Source organism: Streptomyces sp. NPDC047917, assembly GCF_043204345.1.
GTDB classification, from domain to species: domain Bacteria; phylum Actinomycetota; class Actinomycetes; order Streptomycetales; family Streptomycetaceae; genus Streptomyces; species Streptomyces sanglieri.
Genome location: NZ_JBIDCA010000008.1, coordinates 453,201 through 469,502 on the forward strand (window position 1 = coordinate 453,201; position 16,302 = coordinate 469,502).

The following is a 16,302-nucleotide window of genomic DNA, read 5'->3' on the forward strand; positions in this document are numbered from 1 at the left end:
CGGCCATCGTAAGCGAGGACCCCGCCGCCTCGGGAGGGCTGCCGCCGCGTTGGCCCCGCTGTCCCCTCCGAGTCAACGGACGAGGAGCGCCGAAGGTGCCGGGAAGTCCGAAAAGTGTTCGCTTCCCGAGCACACCCTCACCAGAATCCCTTCATGGAGCCGATCACCCTCACCAGCGACCGTCTGCTGCTGCGCCCCTTCACCGAAGGTGACGCGGACGCGATCCACACCGCCTGTCAGGACCCGGACATCCAGCGGTGGACGGTCGTGCCCTCCCCGTACAGCCGTGCCGACGCGGAATTCTTCGCGGGAAAGCTGTGCCCCGGTGGCTGGCAGGACGACTCCATGTACAACTTCGCGGTGGTCCTGCGCGAGAGCGGCGCCCTGACCGGCGCCCTCGGCATCAACCGCCGCAACCTGCCGGGCACGTACGAGGTGGGGTTCTGGACCGCCGCGGAGCACCGGGGCCGCGGCTACATGACGGAGGCGGTGCGGTGCGCCGCCCGCTGGACCTTCACCGCGCTGGGCGGCGACCGGCTGGAGTGGCGCGCCGAGGTGGGCAACGCCCCCTCGCGTGCCGTGGCGCTGAGGGCCGGCTTCCTGATGGAGGGCGACCAGCGCTCGGGCCTGCTCAACAAGGGCGTACGGCGCGACTCCTGGATCGGCGCGCTGCTCCCTTCCGACCTCGGGCTGCCGGGCACCCACGCCTATCTGCCCGCCCCCTGACCCGTCGGCCGGGGTTCCACAGGGACCCCGGCCGGCTGTCAGTGCCTGCCTCTAGGGTTCGGGGCATGACGTCTGTGCCGCCTCCCGCCGTTGAACTCTCCGCCGACCAGGCGCGCAGGATCGCCCTGCGCGCCCAGGGCTTCCTCGGCGCTCCGGACCGCAGGGCCGGGGTTCCGGGCGTGCTGCGGCACCTGGGTGCCGTACAGCTCGACACGATCTCGGTGCTCGCGCGATCGCACGAGCTGATTCCGTACGCGCGCCTCGGCACGGTCGGGCGGCGCACCGTGGAGGAGGCGTACTGGTCGGGCGGCCGCACCTTCGAGTACTGGTCGCACGCGGCGTGCATCCTGCCGGTCGAGGAGTGGCCGCACTTCGCCTTCCGCCGCCGCGCCTACCGCTCCCGCCCGCACTGGCACCACGATCTGCCGGACGGCGCGTACGAGACGGTGATCAAGCAGCTGCGCGCCGAGGGCCCGCTGACGGCGACGGAGCTGGGCGGCGCGAAGAACGGCGGGGAGTGGTGGGACTGGTCGGCGTCGAAGGTCGCCGTCGAGCGGGCCCTGATGTACGGCGAGGTGGTGTGCACCGAGCGGCGCAGCTGGAAGCGGGTGTACGACCTCGCCGAGCGGGCCCTGCCCGACGAGGTGCTGCACGACGATCTGGACGACACGGAGTGCCTGCGGCGGCTGGTCGCGCTCGCGGGGCAGTCCCTGGGGGTGGGTACCCGCGCGGACATCGCGGACTATCACCGGCTCAAGGGCGAGCAGTTCGACGCGGTGGTGGCGGACTCCGGGCTGGTGCCGGTGTCGGTGCAGGGCTGGGCGAAGCCGGCCTGGGCGGACCGGGCGGCGCTGGCCTCGGAGCCGCGCGGACGGCACCGTACGACGCTGCTGTCGCCGTTCGACTCACTGGTCTGGGAGCGGGCGCGCACCGAGCGGATCTTCGGTTTCACCCACCGTCTGGAGGCATACGTCCCCAAGCCCAAGCGGGTCCACGGGTACTTCGCGATGCCGCTGCTGGCGGGCGGAAGGCTCCAGGGCCGCGTCGACCCGGCGCGCGAGGGCAGCACGCTGGTCGCCCGGCAGGTGTCGTTGGCGAGCGGGAAGGCCGTGGCCCCCATGGCCCAGGCGCTGGTGGAGGCCGCTTCCTGGGTCGGCTGTACGGACGTCAGGCTGGAGCGGGTAGACGCGCCGGAACTGCGCGGGCCGCTCGCTCAGGAAATCGCCCGCGCCCTGGCGTGAGCGCGCGTTCCGGCACCCTCGCCCGGCCCTTTCGCCGGGCCGCCTCTTCCCCGATCGGCTCTTCCCTGGACGGTCACCGGATCTCCAGGATCTTCTCCCGCATGGCATAGACCACGGCTTCCATCCTGGAGTGCAACTGCAACTTCTCCAGAATGTTGCGGACGTGGTTCTTCACGGTGTTCTCGGAAATGAACAGTTCCTTCGCGATATCGCGATTGTTCATGCCCGTTGCAACGAGTTTGAGGACTTCGAGTTCCCGGTCGGTGAGCCGGGGGGCCGGCACGAGCCTGCGCTCGTCGGTCCGCTGGATCATCGACTTGAACTCGGTGAGCAGCTTGGACGCCATGGAAGGGCTGATCTGGGACTGCCCGTCCGCGACCGCGCGAATCGCCGTGGCCACCTCGTCCGTGGAGATCTCCTTGAGGAGATAGCCGGTGGCACCGGCCTTGATCGCGTCGTAGAGGTCGGCCTCCTCGTCGCTGATCGTCAGCATGATGATCTTCGCGCTGGGCGCCACTTCCTTGATCGCCGTGCAGGCCTCGATGCCACCGCGCTTCGGCATCCGGACGTCCATCAGCACGATGTCGGGGAGCAGATCGGCGGCCTTGTCGACCGCCTCCGACCCGTCGCCCGCCTCTCCGACGACCTGGATGTCCTCCTCCTGGGCGAGGACGATCTCCAGGCCTCTGCGGAAGAGCGCGTGGTCGTCCACCACGAGGACCCTGATCGGCTCCCTGCGGAAGCCACTGTCCGCGCCGGTGCCGGCACCGGCGATGTCGTCGGCATCATTCGCATCACGCACGGGCCCGAAGGTGTCCGCCATCGTTCCTCCCCCTGAAGGCCATGGCCTGAAGTTCACACTGTCCGCCAACGGCAGTTCACAGAGCACCGGTTGGCTTGGGACGCCATGATTCCATGCCTGGACGTCAGAGCGGTGATCCCGTGGTCGCACGCGGGTGCCCCTGGGGGCGCACAGGCGCTCCAGGGGCACCGCGGAAGCGTGGCGTCAGCCGCCGAGCGCACCGCCTGCGCCGCCCGCCTCGTCGGCGGCCAGCGGGTCGGTCCTCAGGTGGATGACACCGTAGTCATAGGCATGCCGTCGGTAGACGACACTGGGTTCCTTCGTCTCGGAGTCGACGAACAGATAGAAGTCGTGCCCGACCAGCTCCATCTCGTAGAGCGCCTGGTCGAGCGACATCGGTGCGGCGACGTGCGTCTTCTCGCGCATCACCAGCGGACCCTCGCCCTGAATCTCCAGCGAGCCGAACCTCGTGGTGGGCACGGACTCGGCCGACTCGTCGGCGATCAGGTCGCCTTCACCGTTGAAGGACGCCGCCCCCGGCACGATCTCGCCGACCTCGGCAGCGGAAATCCGGCCATTGCCGCGGCGGCTGTAGCGCTTGTCGTGCTGCTTGCGCAGCCGCGCCTCCAGCTTGCCGGTGGCCAGGTCCAGCGCTGCGTACGGGTCGCCTGCGGCCGCTTCCGCCCGGATGACCGGACCACGCGAGCGGAGCGTGATCTCCACCCGGTCGGAACGGTCGGCCTGACGGGGGTTCGGCTCCTTGGACACCTCGACGTCGAGGCTGATCACCTTGCCGTCGAACTTCTGGATCTTGTCCAGCTTCAGCTTCTCGGCCACGTGCTTGCGGAACCGCTCGGGCACCTCGGTCTTGCGGCCCTTGACGACGATGTCCACGCAGAACTCCGTTCCCGGATCGCTCCACTCATCGGTGGAGCGTCTCCCTTTTGCACCAGGCCCCGGTGACAACCGGAGCCGCGGACTCGGTGACTTCCACCTCCTCCTCCCCCATCGGCGAGGACTCCACCCCACCGAATTCCAGCTTCTGGACCACTGGTGTGTTGCCTGCCCGAAACCTGGCGGTGCATTCATCGAGGTCTGGCATTCACCATTCCTCACAACCGAACATAGCCTGCCAAGCCGGATGTCGGCACCCGCTACTCGCGCGTACCTCCGTTCAGGGCGTTTTTCTCACTCACTACCTGCAACGATGCAAGTTCATTGACAGTTCCGGTTTATTTCGAATGCCGACGGAGATGCTGCGACCACGGCTGCCTGCCCGTCTCCCGGGTCAGCACCCGCGTGGCCGCACGCCGCCGCCACTGCCCGGGCCGCCTCGGCGAGCGAGGCTCCCGTCGTCAGAAGGTCGTCCACCAGCACCACCCGCCCGGCCGCAAGCAGCCGCTCGCCCCCGGTCCGGACCTCCAGCGCCCCCGCCAGATTCTCCTGCCGCCGACCGGCGCCCAGCCCCGCCTGGTCGGCCACCGCGCGGTGCTGCCGGAGCACCGCGACCACCCGGGCCGGGGTGTCACCACGTCTCAGTTCTCCCGCCGCGGCCAGCGCGATCCGGCGCGTCGGATCATGGCCGCGTGCCGCCACCGCACGCCGCGCCGACGGCACGGGTACGAGCAGCAGGGGCCCGTCGGCACCCGCATGCCCCGCCCCGGCCCGTACGGCACCCGCCAGCGCCTTGCCGAGCGCGCCCACCAGCCCCAGCTCGCCGCGTTCCTTGTGGGCCAGCAGCACCGCACGTACCGCGTTCTCGTACCCGGCGGCCGCGTACACCGTCGGCAGGCCCGCCGGCTCCGGAACGGGCCTCACCCGGCGCGGAACCCCGCCGTGGAGTTCCGCCCGGCACTCCTCGCACAGGTCTGCGCGTGGCCTGCCGCAGCCACCACAGGTCACCGGCAGTACCAGGCCGGAGATCTCCCGCCACCACCCCCGCATGACTCCACTGTGCGCCTCCCGCAGCGACCGGGCCACCCCTGTGGAAAACGCGACCGCCCGGCCTCGGCCGGACGGGTCGAACCGGTGGCTCTCAACCCGGGTGGATCCCGGTGGCCCTCAGCCCGGGTGGATCCCGGTGGCTCAGCCCGGGTAGACCAGCGACGAGCCTTCCTTGACCACCGTCTGCCAGTTGTCACCGGGCGACAGCTTCACGATCCCGTCACTGGACGTGGCCGCCATCAGCGGAAGCTGCTCGTCGTCGGCCGCCGCGACCGACAGCACCTGGTTCACGCCGGGCAGCACGCCCGATGCGGACGTCGAGCCGTCCGCCTGCACGTAACGCACCTGCTGCACGCCACCCTGCTCCTTGCCGACCACCACGAGGCGGCTGCGGCCCGACCACGACATCGCGGTCACATCCGTCAGCTGCGGCGCGGCCTGGCGCAGCTCCACCACCGACACCTGCTGCGACGATTCCCGCCCGCGCCGTTCGATCCGGCCGATCTTCAGCGTGGTGCGGCCGTCCTGGGTCACCAGCAGGGCTATCCGGACTCCGTCCGCGGACATGCGCAACGCCTCGATCCGTCCGCCGTCCAGGTCGGGCACGGCGACCGCCTGCGGCTCGCCGGTGCCTCCGGCCAGTCTCAGCAGTCTGGGCCGGTCGCGGTCCCGGTCGGCCACCCACAGGTCGCCCCTGCCGTCCCAGCTCGGTGTCGACAGACGGTTCTTCGCGTCGTGGGACCTGCTGGTCAACGAGGCCGCGGGAAGTTCGGCGTCCGAGACGATGGACGACACGTACAGAGAAGTCCCGTCGCGCGAGACGGCCGCCGCCGACTGCTCGTCCCTGGCCACCCCGACCGCGCCCATCCGTACCGTTCCGTCACCGAGCGGGCCGGCCACCGCCTCCGGGGCCCCACTGCCCTTGGTGCTGCCGGGAATTCGTTCCACCTGCCCCTTGGCGTCGACGAAGTACTGGCTGTCCGGCCCGCTCGACGAACCGTCAGGGGCGAACTCCTCCGCCTGGTCCGCTCCGAGCAGACACAGCGGAGAGCCGTCGGAACGCTGGAGTTGGACCTGCTCGACCCGGGCGGACGTCAGGTCCCTCAGTGTGTAGAGGACCTGCGAGGCCATCATGCGACAGGTGCGCTGCCCGACGCCGTCCGCCTTCTTGTCGAGCGGGACCTTCAGTACGTTGCGGTCGTCGGGGGCCAGCGAGGTGACCCCCTTCTTCAGCGCCGTACCGGGCGGGAACCGCGATGCGACCACGGGCTGAAGCCAGCTGGTGGGCCCCGCGAGGAGGCTGCGGACGGACTGCGTCACGGTGTCCATCCCCGTGACGGGGTCCGTCCGGCTGCGGAGATAGACCGGATCGGCGACCAGGGCCGACTGCCCGTCCGACCGCCCCGCCTCGAAGTAGTACTTGTTGACGGAGCGGTAGAGACGCCTGAAGTCCGACTGTCCGAGCAGCAGGCCGTCCGAAACGCGGTCGATCCGCCACTCCTTGCCGCCCGGCCCGTTCTCCTTCACCAGATGCAGGGTCTGGTTGTAGTCCGTGGGCGCGAGCGGCTGGTAGGCACTCTGCTCGTCGACCGTCGCCACCGCCTCACCGGTCAGCGTGTAGGTGACCTCGGTGACGTCGCGTTCGCTGTCGCGGAGGGTCCGGTCGTTCCGGTTCGGTGCCTTGGTGAGCACGGTGGTGGCCGCGTTCGGCTTCCACGTCCCGGCCGCCTTCTTCGTCAGGTACCGGCGGGTCGTCCTGAACTGCGGGTCGTCACTGGTCATGGACTCCAGGAAGCCGTCGACCACCTCGTTGGGCGTGGCGTTGTCACGAGGCGCGACGGCGTACACCTGCACCTGGGAGTCGCCGGGCTGCGAGGCGTCGACAGCCTTGACGTCCCCGGTGACCGGCATCGAGCCGCACGCGGACAGCAGCACCGCACCGCATCCGAGCAGCGCGACCAGCCCCATTGCGCGTCCACGGCCGTCCTTACGACGGTCAGTCCCCACGATTCGTGTCCCCCCGCTCCGGGTCCTGCACCGCAGTGTCCAATTCGCCGCCCGACCGCTCCTCGGCGTGGCGGGCGACCACCCGTGCGCCACTCCCCGGAAGGGCCGCCGGGTGCACCGAGGCCGGCGTCGTCCGGGGTGCCGCCGGGGTGCGCGACGGCACGGGCAGGGCGGACCGGTCGTTGCCGCCGGGCTGGGTCGGCACGGCCGTCAGCCGGTGCTCGCTCGCGGCCTTCGGCGCGGCCGCGGCCCGTTCACGGTTCTCCCGGTTACGACGGGAGTCCTCGGGCTCCAGAGGTATCGGCGATCCGCGCAGCGGCTCGTCCGCGGTACGCGGCAGAGTCAGCCGGAACTGCGAACCGCCGCCGGGCTCGCCCCATGCCTGGAGCCAGCCGCCGTGCAGCCGGGCGTCCTCCACCGCGATGGAGAGCCCGAGGCCGGTACCGCCGGTCGTCCGCGCGCGGGCCGGGTCGGCCCGCCAGAAACGGTTGAACACCCGCGTCGCCTCGCCCGGCTTCAGCCCCACCCCGTAGTCCCGGACGGCCACGGCGACCGCGCCTCCGGCCACCCCCATCCGCACCACCACGTCGCGGCCCTCGCCGTGCTCGACGGCGTTGACCACCAGATTGCGCAGGACACGCTCGACCCGCCGTGCGTCGGCCTCCGCGATGACCGGCTGCTCGTCGCCGACCACCCGGATCCGGGTGCCCTTGCGCTCGGCCAGTGGCTCGGCCCCGCCTATCACCCGTCGTACGACCTGCCGCAGATCTATCGGCTCCGCCTCCAGCGCCGCGGCCCCGGCGTCGAACCTGCTGATCTCCAGCAGATCGGACAGCAGCGATTCGAACCGGTCGAGCTGGTCCCCGAGCAACTCCGCGGAACGCGCCGTCACCGGATCGAAGTCGCTGCGGGCCTCATGGATGACATCGGCGGCCATCCGTACGGTCGTCAGCGGCGTCCGCAACTCGTGGGAGACGTCGGAGACGAAGCGCCGCTGCATCCGGGAGAGCTCCTCCAGCTGCTGGATCTTCAGCTGGAGGTTCTGGGCCATCTTGTTGAAGGCCTCACCGAGCCGGGCGATGTCGTCCTCGCCGGTGACCTTCATCCGCTCCTGGAGCCGGCCTGCCGAGAGCCGCTCCGCGATGCCGGCCGCCATGCGCACCGGCGTGACGACCTGCCGCACCACGAACCAGGCGATGGCCCCGAGCAGCACGACCACGAAGAGTCCCGCGGTCGCCAGCGTGCCCTTGATCAGCGTCAGCGACTTCTCCTCCTGCGTCAGCGGGAAGAGATAGTAGAGCTGGTACGGATTGTGGTCGTTGTCGTAGAGCCGCTTGCCCACGACGAGTCCGGGCTGCGGTTGCTGCCCGTTCGCGTACTGGATCTCCGAGTACGTCTGGAACGCCCCGGACCCCTTGTTCACGGCATCCCGCAGGCTCTGCGGGATGCTCACCGCCTCCACGCTGCCCGAGCCGCGCGGGGCACGGGTTCCCTCGTCGGCGCTGAGCGCCACCACGTTGAAGGCGTTCTTGCCGCCGCTGGCGAGCTGATCGACGAGCTCGGTCCGCCAGGAGTTGTTGGCGGTGGCGCCGTCCGCCGTGTCGCCGCCCTGCCCACCGGGGGTGAGGGGGGCGTTCGCCTTCTCCTGGGCCGCGGCGAAACCGCCTGCCGCCTGCGTCTGGGCGGCCTTGCCCTTGGCGTCGAGCAGGCCGTTGCGCACCTGACCGATCACGACCAGCCCGAGGAGCAGCACCACACCGAGCGACATGAGCAACGTGCCCGCGACGACCCGCAGCTGGAGATTGCGCCGCCAGAGCCTCACGGCGGGCAGCAGCGGACGCCGCACCCAACGCATCAGCAATCGCGGCACAGGACCGCCGGGCGCCCGGTCGTGGAACAACCGGCCGCCCTGCAGAAGGCGCCCCATCCGGAGCGCCCGGTGTCCTGGACCGGCAGCCCGCTCCGCACGGGCTCCCGGCTCCCCGGGCTGCGGAGCAGCGCTACTCGGGGGCATGTCAGCTCGGTCCGGCCTTGTAACCGACCCCTCGGACGGTCACCACGATCTCCGGCCGCTCCGGGTCCTTCTCGACCTTGGAACGCAGTCGCTGGACGTGCACGTTCACCAGCCGGGTGTCGGCGGCGTGGCGGTATCCCCACACCTGCTCCAGCAGCACCTCACGGGTGAAGACCTGCCACGGCTTGCGGGCGAGCGCGACCAGCAGGTCGAATTCCAGCGGGGTGAGGGCGATCGACTGCCCCTCCCGCTTCACCGAGTGACCGGCCACGTCGATGACCAGGTCCCCGATGGCCAGCTGCTCCGGCGCCGGTTCCTCGGACCTCCGCAGACGTGCCCTGATCCGGGCAACCAACTCCTTAGGTTTGAACGGCTTGACGATGTAGTCGTCGGCCCCGGATTCCAGGCCCACCACCACGTCAACCGTGTCGCTCTTGGCAGTGAGCATGACGATCGGCACACCCGACTCGGCCCTGATCAACCTGCAGACCTCGATGCCGTCCCTACCGGGCAGCATGAGATCGAGCAGGACCAGGTCCGGCTTGGCCTCACGAAATGCGGCAAGTGCCTTGTCGCCGTCCGCTACGAACGACGGCTCGAACCCTTCACCACGCAGCACAATCCCGAGCATCTCGGCCAGTGCGGTGTCGTCGTCGACGACAAGGACGCGTCCCTTCATAATCGACATCATCCCATTAGCTAATCGTTACCTGCGATGATCTGGCACACAGCTCGGCCAGTCCGACCCCCGTGACCGGGGAAACCGCACCCTCCTCCGTGACAATCGCCGTGATCAGCTCCGGGGGCGTGACATCGAACGCGGGGTTGTACGCGGCGGTTCCCACCGGTGCCACGGGCAGTCCGACCGCATCCTCGCCCGCCACCCCGGCCCACGGCGATGTGAGCTCCGTCACCTCTGCCCCCGGCCGCTGCTCGACGATGATCGACGCCCCGTCCGCGGTGCCCGGATCCACGGTCGTGGTCGGCGCGACCACGATGAACGGTACGTGGTGGTACTTCGCGAGCACGGCCAGCGGATAGCTCCCCACCTTGTTCGCCACCGACCCGTCCGCGGCGATGCGGTCCGCCCCGATGAGCACGGCGTCCACTTCCCCCGCGGCGAACAACGACCCTGCGGCATTGTCCGTGAGCAGGCTGTAAGGCATTCCGTTGCGCGCCGCCTCGTACGCCGTAAGCCTGGCCCCCTGCAGCAGTGGACGCGTCTCGTCCACCCACAGCTGCCGCAGCCGGCTCCCCCGGTGCGCGGCGAGCGCCACCGCGAAGGCGGTGCCCTCGCCCCCGGAGACGAGCGCCCCCGTATTGCAGTGCGTCAGCAGGCGATGCCCACCGCCCCCGGGCAGCAGCTCGTCGAGCAGGGCAAGGCCATGGCGAGCCATGCGCCCGCTGGCCTCGGCGTCCTCCCGGTGCAACATCCTGGCCTCGGCCAGCGTCGCCGCCGCGGCCCGCTGCGGATCCGCGCCCTTCCCGATGGCCTCCCGATAGGCCCTCTCGGCGCGCCGTACCCCGTACCCGAGGTTCACCGCGGTGGGCCGCGCCCGTTCCAGCAGCTCCGCGGCAGACACCATGTCATCTCCCCGGGCGGCCGCCAGAGCCACCCCGTAGGCCCCCGCGATCCCGAGCAGCGGGGCCCCGCGCACCGCCAGTGTCCGGATCGCCCGCACCAGCGCGGGCACATCGGTGCACACCAGCTCGGCCTCCTCCGCCGGCAGTCGCGTCTGGTCGAGAAGCACCAGCGCGGGACCTTCCGGCGGCTCGGCCCAACGAAGTGCGGGAAGCGCGGGGGGATCGATGCCCACCGGCGATTGCGCGTCCTGATCAGCCATCCGCCCAGTCTGCCCGGTGAGCCACCCGCAAATGAAGGCAGGAAGGAGATGGAGCGCCCGGCCCAGACCTGGGCAACGCGTGGCACGATGGCTGCCAGCCTGCCGCCCCGATGAGCGGGCAGGACCATGAAGGAGCGAGAATGAACGACACTCCGGGCTGGGCCTCGCCCGGATCCGCCCCCTCCGAGGGTAAGGGCGCCGGTGTTCCCCGGCCCTCCGAGCCCGCCGACGGCAGCAGCCCGGCAGGGAACTGGTCTCCCGCGCAGCCGCCCGCAGGGCAGTGGTCCCCACCGGGCACTCCCGGCTCCGGTCCTGGCGCACCACCTCCCGCAGGCTGGGGTGGCGGACCCCAGGGCCCCGGCTGGGGCCGGCCGCCCTTCGCCGCCAAGCCCGGTGTCATCCCGCTCCGGCCGCTCGGCGTCGGCGAGATCCTCGACGGTGCGGTCTCCACGATGCGCGCCCACTGGCGCACCGTCCTCGGCATCACACTCGCCGTGTCCGTGGTGGCCCAGATCGCGATCATCCTCGTGGAGCGGTTCCTGCTGCCGGAGCCTCCGCGGATCGATCCGAACGCCACCGGCTCGGAAGCGCTGCGGCAGGCCACCGACTCGGCTCAGTCGACCCTGTTCAGCAGCCTGCCTTCGCTGCTCATCACCATGATCGCCACGCTGATCACGACATCCGTGCTGACCGTGGTGATCAGCCGCTCCGTGCTGGGCCGCCCCGTGACGCTCTCGGACGCCTGGGCCGAGGCCCGGCCACGGCTTCCTCAGCTGCTGGGGTTGACCCTGCTGCTGGCCCTGATCAGCGCCGCCGTCCTTGCGGTGGGTCTGATGCCGGGCATGCTCATCGGCTCCGCCGCGGGGGCCGGGCTCGCCCTCCTCGGATTCATGGCCGCGCTCTGCGTCGTCATCTGGCTGATGGTCCGCTTCTGCCTCGCCTCTCCGGCCCTGATGCTGGAGCGCCAGTCGATCACCACCTCCATGCGCCGCTCGTCGAAGCTGGTCAGGGGCGCATGGTGGCGGACCTTCGGCATCCTGGCGCTGACCGGGCTGCTGACACTCATCGTGGCCGTGATCGTCACCATCCCGTTCGGCGTCATCGCGGTGATCGTGGACGGCGACGGAATCGGCTCTGCCCTGACGGACGGCTCCAGCAACTTCGGCTGGCCCTTCCTGATCGTCTCCGGCATCGGTGAAGTGATCATCGCGACGATCACCTACCCGCTCTCCGCCGGCGTGATGGCGCTGCTCTACATCGATCAGCGCATCCGCCGTGAAGCACTCGATCTTGAGCTCGCCCGGGCCGCGGGCCTGCCCGGATACGACACCAGGAGCTGATGCCGTGTCGGGGGCGGGGGGCACCACAGCAGTACGGCTACTGGTCCGCGCGAGCGGTGACATACCCGTGGACACTCCACGTGTCCCAGCCGGCGAGGACGCGAAGCACGAACTGTCCAAACCGATGTACCACGAGAACGATCCCAACCTCCTCCAGCGGGGCCTCGACCGGCTCTGGGACTGGATCGGTGATCTCCTCGACACGGCCTCCGGCGCCGCACCGGGCGGCCCGGCAGGTCTCGTCGTGCTCGTACTGATCGTCGTGGGCCTGGTCGCCGCGCTCTGGTGGCGGCTGGGCACACCGCGCCGCACCGTGCGGTCCGCGGACGCTCTCTTCGACGACAGCCCCCGCAGCGCGGCCGAACACCGGAAGGCCGCCGAGGCCCACGCCACCGCCCGGCGCTGGAACGAAGCGGTCCAGGAACGGATGCGTGCCATCGTCCGCTCCCTGGAGGAGCGCGCCCTGCTCGACCCCCGCCCCGGGCGCACCGCGGACGAGGCCGCCGCCGAAGCGGGCGGACCGCTCCCCGCACACGCGGTGCGACTCCACGAGGCCGCCAGGACATTCGACGAGGTCACATATGGCGGCCGTACCGCCGACCAGCAGGCATACCTGGTCGTACGAGACCTGGACCTCGCCCTCGAAGGCGCCAAGCCCCTCCTGACGACCACGACCCAGGGGGCAGCCGAATGACCGGGGTCTCCGCAGCCTCCACCTCGTCGGCACTCACCGCTCACCAGGTCTGGGTCCGGATCCGCGGCCTGCTCCTCGCCCTCCTCGTACTCGTCGCCGCCGGAATCGCCCTGGCGACCGTCCGCTCCGGCGACCAGCACGGCCTCCTGGACCCTCGCTCCGCCGACCGCTTCGGCAGCCGGGCTGTCGCCGAACTCCTCAAGGAGCGTGGCGTTTCCGTTCGTGTGGTCACCACGCTCGACGATGCCACCGCAGCACTCGGCCCCGACACCACGTTGCTTGTCACGTCCCCCAATCTGCTGGCACCGCACCAGCAGCGCGAACTCCGCGCAGCGACCGACAACTCGGCCGGCCGCACCGTCCTGCTCGCAGCGGGCCCGCCCTCCGTGCGCACGCTGGTCCCCGGTGTCAGCGCGCAGTCCACCGGACCGGTCGCCGCTCGCTCCCCCGGATGCTCCCTGCCCGCCGCCCGCCGTGCCGGCGATGTCGAAACGGGAGGGTTCGGCTACTCCTCGGACGGACTCGACACCACCGCCTGCTTCCCGAGCGGCGGCCTCCCCACCGTGCTCCTGGTCGAACAGGGAGCGGGTGACACCGTGCTCCTCGGCGCCCCCGACCTCCTCCGCAACGACAGACTCGCCAACCAGGGCAACGCGTCCCTGGCCCTGCAGCTTCTCGGTTCCCGTCCTCATCTGATCTGGTACCTCCCTTCACTCGCTGACGCGTCCACTGCCACCGGGAACGGGGGTGGCGACGGCGACGGCACCTCCGACGACCGCAGCTTCGCGGACCTGATCCCCCAGGGCTGGCTGTGGGGCACGTTGCAACTCGCCCTGGCCGCCGTGCTCGCCGCCGTCTGGCGCGCCCGCCGCTTGGGCCCCCTGGTGACCGAGCGGCTGCCCGTGGCCATCCGCGCCTCGGAATCCACCGAGGGCCGGGCCCGCCTCTACCGCAAGGCGAACGCCCGTGACCGGGCCGCCGAGTCCCTGCGTTCCGCCACCCGCAACCGCCTCGCCCCACTCATCGGCGTCCCCCCACGCGACGCCCACTCCCCCTCAACACTCGTCCCCGCCGTTTCCACCCGCCTGGGCAGCACCGACGACAGCCTCCAGGCTTTGCTCTTCGGACCCGCCCCGTCCGACGATGCCGCTCTCGTCCGACTGGCAGACCAACTCGACACCCTCGAAAGAGAGGTACGCACGTCATGAGCGCCTCGCTCCCCGTGCCCGCCGAAACCACCGAGCCCCCCGGGAACGGCGACACAGCCCGCGCGTCCCTGGAAGCGCTGCGCTCGGAGATCGCCAAGGCCGTTGTCGGCCAGGACCCGGCCGTCACCGGACTCGTCGTCGCTCTGCTCTGCCGAGGCCATGTTCTCCTCGAAGGCGTCCCGGGAGTGGCCAAGACCCTCCTGGTCCGAGCTCTCGCCGCATCGCTCGAACTCGACACCAAGCGCGTCCAGTTCACCCCCGATCTGATGCCCAGCGACGTCACCGGCTCACTCGTCTACGACGCCCGCACGGCCGAGTTCTCCTTCCAGCCCGGCCCCGTCTTCACCAATCTCCTGCTCGCCGACGAGATCAACCGCACCCCTCCCAAGACCCAGTCCTCCCTCCTCGAAGCCATGGAAGAGCGCCAGGTCACCGTCGACGGAACTCCTCGGCAGCTGCCGGACCCCTTCCTTGTGGCCGCCACGCAGAATCCCGTCGAATACGAGGGCACCTATCCGCTCCCCGAGGCCCAACTGGACAGGTTCCTCCTCAAACTGACGGTTCCTCTGCCCTCGCGGGAGGAGGAGATCAACGTCCTCACCCGTCATTCCGACGGCTTCAATCCCCGCGACCTCAAGTCGGCCGGCATACGTCCCGTCGCCGGCCCGGCAGATCTGGAAGCCGCCCGCAACGCGGTCGCCCGGACCAAGGTCTCTCCCGAGATCGCCGGCTATGTCGTCGATATCTGTCGTGCCACGCGTGAATCCCCCTCGCTCTCCCTCGGCGTCTCCCCCCGAGGCGCCACCGCCCTGCTCTCGACCGCTCGTGCCTGGGCCTGGCTCACCGGCCGTGACTACGTCATCCCGGACGATGTGAAAGCCCTGGCACTCCCCACACTTCGCCATCGCATCCAACTGCGGCCCGAGGCGGAGATGGAGGGTGTCACCCCCGACTCCGTCATCACGGCCGTCCTCGCCCACGTCCCCGTACCCCGATGAGGCGGTGACCGTGGCCCTCACCGGACGTACCGCCCTGCTGGCCGCCCTGGGATCACTCCCTGTAGGCATCCTGGCCCCGAGTTGGACCGGGATGCTGGCAGTCGACGCACCGCTCTCTTTGGCAATTCTCTGCGACTATGCCCTGGCTGCACCAGTGCGCACGCTCCATTTCACCCGATCCGGTGACACAAGCGTTCGACTCGGCGAGACTGCCGAGGTGCAACTCACCGTAACCAACACTTCCCGTCGCAAGTTGCGGGCACACCTTCGCGACGCCTGGCCTCCCAGCAGTTGGACCGCAGGCACGGAGCAGGCTTCCTCACGGCACGCGCTGACGGTCCCGCCGGGCGAACGCCGCCGGCTGACCACCGTCCTGCGGCCGACACGCAGGGGAGACCGCCGAGCCGAGCGCGTCACCGTCCGCTCCTTCGGCCCACTGGGGCTCGCCTTCCGACAGGGAAGCCACCAGATCCCGTGGACGGTACGGATCCTGCCTCCTTTCACCAGCCGGAAGCATCTGCCGTCCCGTCTCGCCAGACTCCGCGAGCTGGACGGCCGCACCAGTGTGCTCACCCGTGGCGAGGGCACGGAGTTCGACAGCCTCCGTGCGTACGTACCCGGCGACGACACCCGCTCAATCGATTGGCGGGCCACTGCACGCCAGTCCGCCGTCGCGGTACGCACGTGGCGCCCCGAGCGGGACCGTCACATCCTCGTCGTCCTGGACACCGGCCGTACCTCGGCGGGGCGTGTCGGTGACGTGCCCCGTCTCGACGCGTCCCTGGACGCGGCCCTGCTGCTCACCGCCCTCGCGACTCGCGCCGGCGACCGCGTGGACCTGCTTGCCTACGACCGTCGGGTCCGCGCGCAGGTCCAGGGCCGGTCCTCGGGAGAGGTCCTGTCGGCCATGGTGAACGCCCTGGCACCCGTCGAGCCGGCGCTGGTGGAAACGGATGCCCGCGGTCTCGTCGCCGCCGTGCTCGCCGGAGCTCCTCGTCGCTCCTTGATCGTGCTTCTCACCGGTCTGGACTCGGCCCCCGTGGAGGAGGGTCTGCTTCCTGTACTCCGCCGTCTGACGCAGCGCCACACTGTGCTGGTGGCTTCTGTGGCGGACCCGCATGTCGAGCGGATGGCAGGTTCGAGAGGCACAGTGGACGCGGTTTACGAAGCGGCGGCGGGCGCACAGGCCCAGGCTGGACGGCTCCGCACCGCAGAGCAGCTCCAGCGTCATGGCGCGGTGGTCGTCGACGCCACCCCGGACAACCTTGCCCCGGCCCTCGCCGATGCCTACCTCGCCCTCAAGGCAGCGGGGCGGCTCTGACACGTACCTCCCACAAACAGAGCCACATGCCGGGAGAGCCCCCCGACCGGCTGCACCGGCTGCCCTTAAAACGCAGAAAAGCCCCGTGTCCACAAGGACACGGGGCTTTCCCGTAAAAGGAGTTCGGCGGCGTCCTACTCTCCCACAGGGTCCCCCCTGCAGT

14 protein-coding genes are annotated in these 16,302 nt (G+C 70.4%); 7 read left to right on the forward strand and 7 right to left on the reverse strand.

The window, feature by feature from the left end; all coding sequences use genetic code 11:
* Positions 1–153 precede the first annotated feature (153 nt).
* On the forward strand, positions 154–726 hold the full coding sequence (locus ACGF8B_RS21955; RefSeq protein WP_392740980.1) for a GNAT family N-acetyltransferase: 573 nt from the start codon (positions 154–156) through the stop codon (positions 724–726).
* Positions 727–791: 65 nt separating this feature from the next.
* Entirely contained in the window at positions 792–1,967 is a 1,176-nt protein-coding gene (locus ACGF8B_RS21960; protein WP_392740983.1) for a winged helix-turn-helix domain-containing protein, read from the forward strand.
* 73 nt (positions 1,968–2,040) lie between these two features.
* On the opposite strand, the gene ACGF8B_RS21965 is transcribed toward ACGF8B_RS21960, so the two are convergent.
* The 7 genes from ACGF8B_RS21965 to mtnA form a co-directional block, all read right to left on the reverse strand.
* On the reverse strand, positions 2,041–2,790 hold the full coding sequence (locus ACGF8B_RS21965; RefSeq protein WP_392740985.1) for a response regulator: 750 nt from the start codon (positions 2,788–2,790) through the stop codon (positions 2,041–2,043).
* 183 nt (positions 2,791–2,973) lie between these two features.
* Positions 2,974–3,663 (reverse strand): ribosome hibernation-promoting factor, HPF/YfiA family, encoded by a 690-nt coding sequence (hpf, locus tag ACGF8B_RS21970; protein WP_124723209.1) that lies wholly within the window; start codon positions 3,661–3,663, stop codon positions 2,974–2,976.
* 321 nt (positions 3,664–3,984) lie between these two features.
* Positions 3,985–4,713, reverse strand: a complete 729-nt coding sequence (locus ACGF8B_RS21975; RefSeq protein WP_392740988.1) for a ComF family protein — start codon at positions 4,711–4,713, stop codon at positions 3,985–3,987.
* Between the two features lie 141 nt (positions 4,714–4,854).
* Positions 4,855–6,681, reverse strand: coding sequence for an LpqB family beta-propeller domain-containing protein (locus ACGF8B_RS21980; RefSeq protein ID WP_392740991.1), 1,827 nt, complete (start codon positions 6,679–6,681; stop codon positions 4,855–4,857).
* 28 nt (positions 6,682–6,709) lie between these two features.
* Positions 6,710–8,734 carry an MtrAB system histidine kinase MtrB gene (mtrB, locus tag ACGF8B_RS21985; protein ID WP_392740994.1) on the reverse strand — a complete coding sequence of 675 codons (2,025 nt, stop codon included), beginning with the start codon at positions 8,732–8,734 and terminating at the stop codon, positions 6,710–6,712.
* A gap of 1 nt (position 8,735) precedes the next feature.
* Positions 8,736–9,425: a two-component system response regulator MtrA gene (gene mtrA / locus ACGF8B_RS21990; protein ID WP_187438793.1), complete on the reverse strand. Its 690-nt coding sequence runs from the start codon at positions 9,423–9,425 to the stop codon at positions 8,736–8,738.
* A gap of 4 nt (positions 9,426–9,429) precedes the next feature.
* Positions 9,430–10,578, reverse strand: coding sequence for an S-methyl-5-thioribose-1-phosphate isomerase (gene mtnA, locus ACGF8B_RS21995; protein ID WP_392740998.1), 1,149 nt, complete (start codon positions 10,576–10,578; stop codon positions 9,430–9,432).
* Between the two features lie 140 nt (positions 10,579–10,718).
* Here mtnA and ACGF8B_RS22000 point away from each other — a divergent pair, with 140 nt between their 5' ends.
* From ACGF8B_RS22000 to ACGF8B_RS22020, 5 genes are read left to right on the forward strand one after another with little or no spacing between them, the layout of a single operon-like run.
* Complete coding sequence (locus ACGF8B_RS22000; RefSeq protein ID WP_392741001.1) at positions 10,719–11,918, forward strand: glycerophosphoryl diester phosphodiesterase membrane domain-containing protein; 1,200 nt, start codon at positions 10,719–10,721, stop codon at positions 11,916–11,918.
* A gap of 4 nt (positions 11,919–11,922) precedes the next feature.
* The gene (locus ACGF8B_RS22005; protein WP_392741003.1) at positions 11,923–12,612 is read left to right on the forward strand and encodes a DUF4129 domain-containing protein; all 690 of its coding nucleotides are present in this window, start codon (positions 11,923–11,925) and stop codon (positions 12,610–12,612) included.
* Positions 12,609–13,820 carry a DUF4350 domain-containing protein gene (locus ACGF8B_RS22010; RefSeq protein WP_392741005.1) on the forward strand — a complete coding sequence of 404 codons (1,212 nt, stop codon included), beginning with the start codon at positions 12,609–12,611 and terminating at the stop codon, positions 13,818–13,820. The genes ACGF8B_RS22005 and ACGF8B_RS22010 overlap by 4 nt, the downstream gene beginning before the upstream one ends.
* On the forward strand, positions 13,817–14,818 hold the full coding sequence (locus tag ACGF8B_RS22015; protein WP_392741007.1) for an AAA family ATPase: 1,002 nt from the start codon (positions 13,817–13,819) through the stop codon (positions 14,816–14,818). Before ACGF8B_RS22010 ends, ACGF8B_RS22015 begins: the two co-directional genes overlap by 4 nt.
* A gap of 10 nt (positions 14,819–14,828) precedes the next feature.
* Positions 14,829–16,139: a DUF58 domain-containing protein gene (locus tag ACGF8B_RS22020; protein ID WP_392741009.1), complete on the forward strand. Its 1,311-nt coding sequence runs from the start codon at positions 14,829–14,831 to the stop codon at positions 16,137–16,139.
* Positions 16,140–16,302: the final 163 nt, after the last annotated feature.

Coding starts and splice junctions, on each gene's coding strand:
- ACGF8B_RS22010 (WP_392741005.1), top strand. CDS start 12,609: ATGACCGGGGTCTCCGCAGCCTCCACCTCGTCGGCACTCACCGCTCAC.
- ACGF8B_RS21965 (WP_392740985.1), bottom strand. CDS start 2,790: ATGGCGGACACCTTCGGGCCCGTGCGTGATGCGAATGATGCCGACGAC.
- ACGF8B_RS21960 (WP_392740983.1), top strand. CDS start 792: ATGACGTCTGTGCCGCCTCCCGCCGTTGAACTCTCCGCCGACCAGGCG.
- ACGF8B_RS22015 (WP_392741007.1), top strand. CDS start 13,817: ATGAGCGCCTCGCTCCCCGTGCCCGCCGAAACCACCGAGCCCCCCGGG.
- ACGF8B_RS21980 (WP_392740991.1), bottom strand. CDS start 6,681: ATGGGGCTGGTCGCGCTGCTCGGATGCGGTGCGGTGCTGCTGTCCGCG.
- mtrB (WP_392740994.1), bottom strand. CDS start 8,734: ATGCCCCCGAGTAGCGCTGCTCCGCAGCCCGGGGAGCCGGGAGCCCGT.
- ACGF8B_RS21975 (WP_392740988.1), bottom strand. CDS start 4,713: ATGCGGGGGTGGTGGCGGGAGATCTCCGGCCTGGTACTGCCGGTGACC.
- mtrA (WP_187438793.1), bottom strand. CDS start 9,425: ATGATGTCGATTATGAAGGGACGCGTCCTTGTCGTCGACGACGACACC.
- mtnA (WP_392740998.1), bottom strand. CDS start 10,578: ATGGCTGATCAGGACGCGCAATCGCCGGTGGGCATCGATCCCCCCGCG.
- ACGF8B_RS22000 (WP_392741001.1), top strand. CDS start 10,719: ATGAACGACACTCCGGGCTGGGCCTCGCCCGGATCCGCCCCCTCCGAG.
- ACGF8B_RS21955 (WP_392740980.1), top strand. CDS start 154: ATGGAGCCGATCACCCTCACCAGCGACCGTCTGCTGCTGCGCCCCTTC.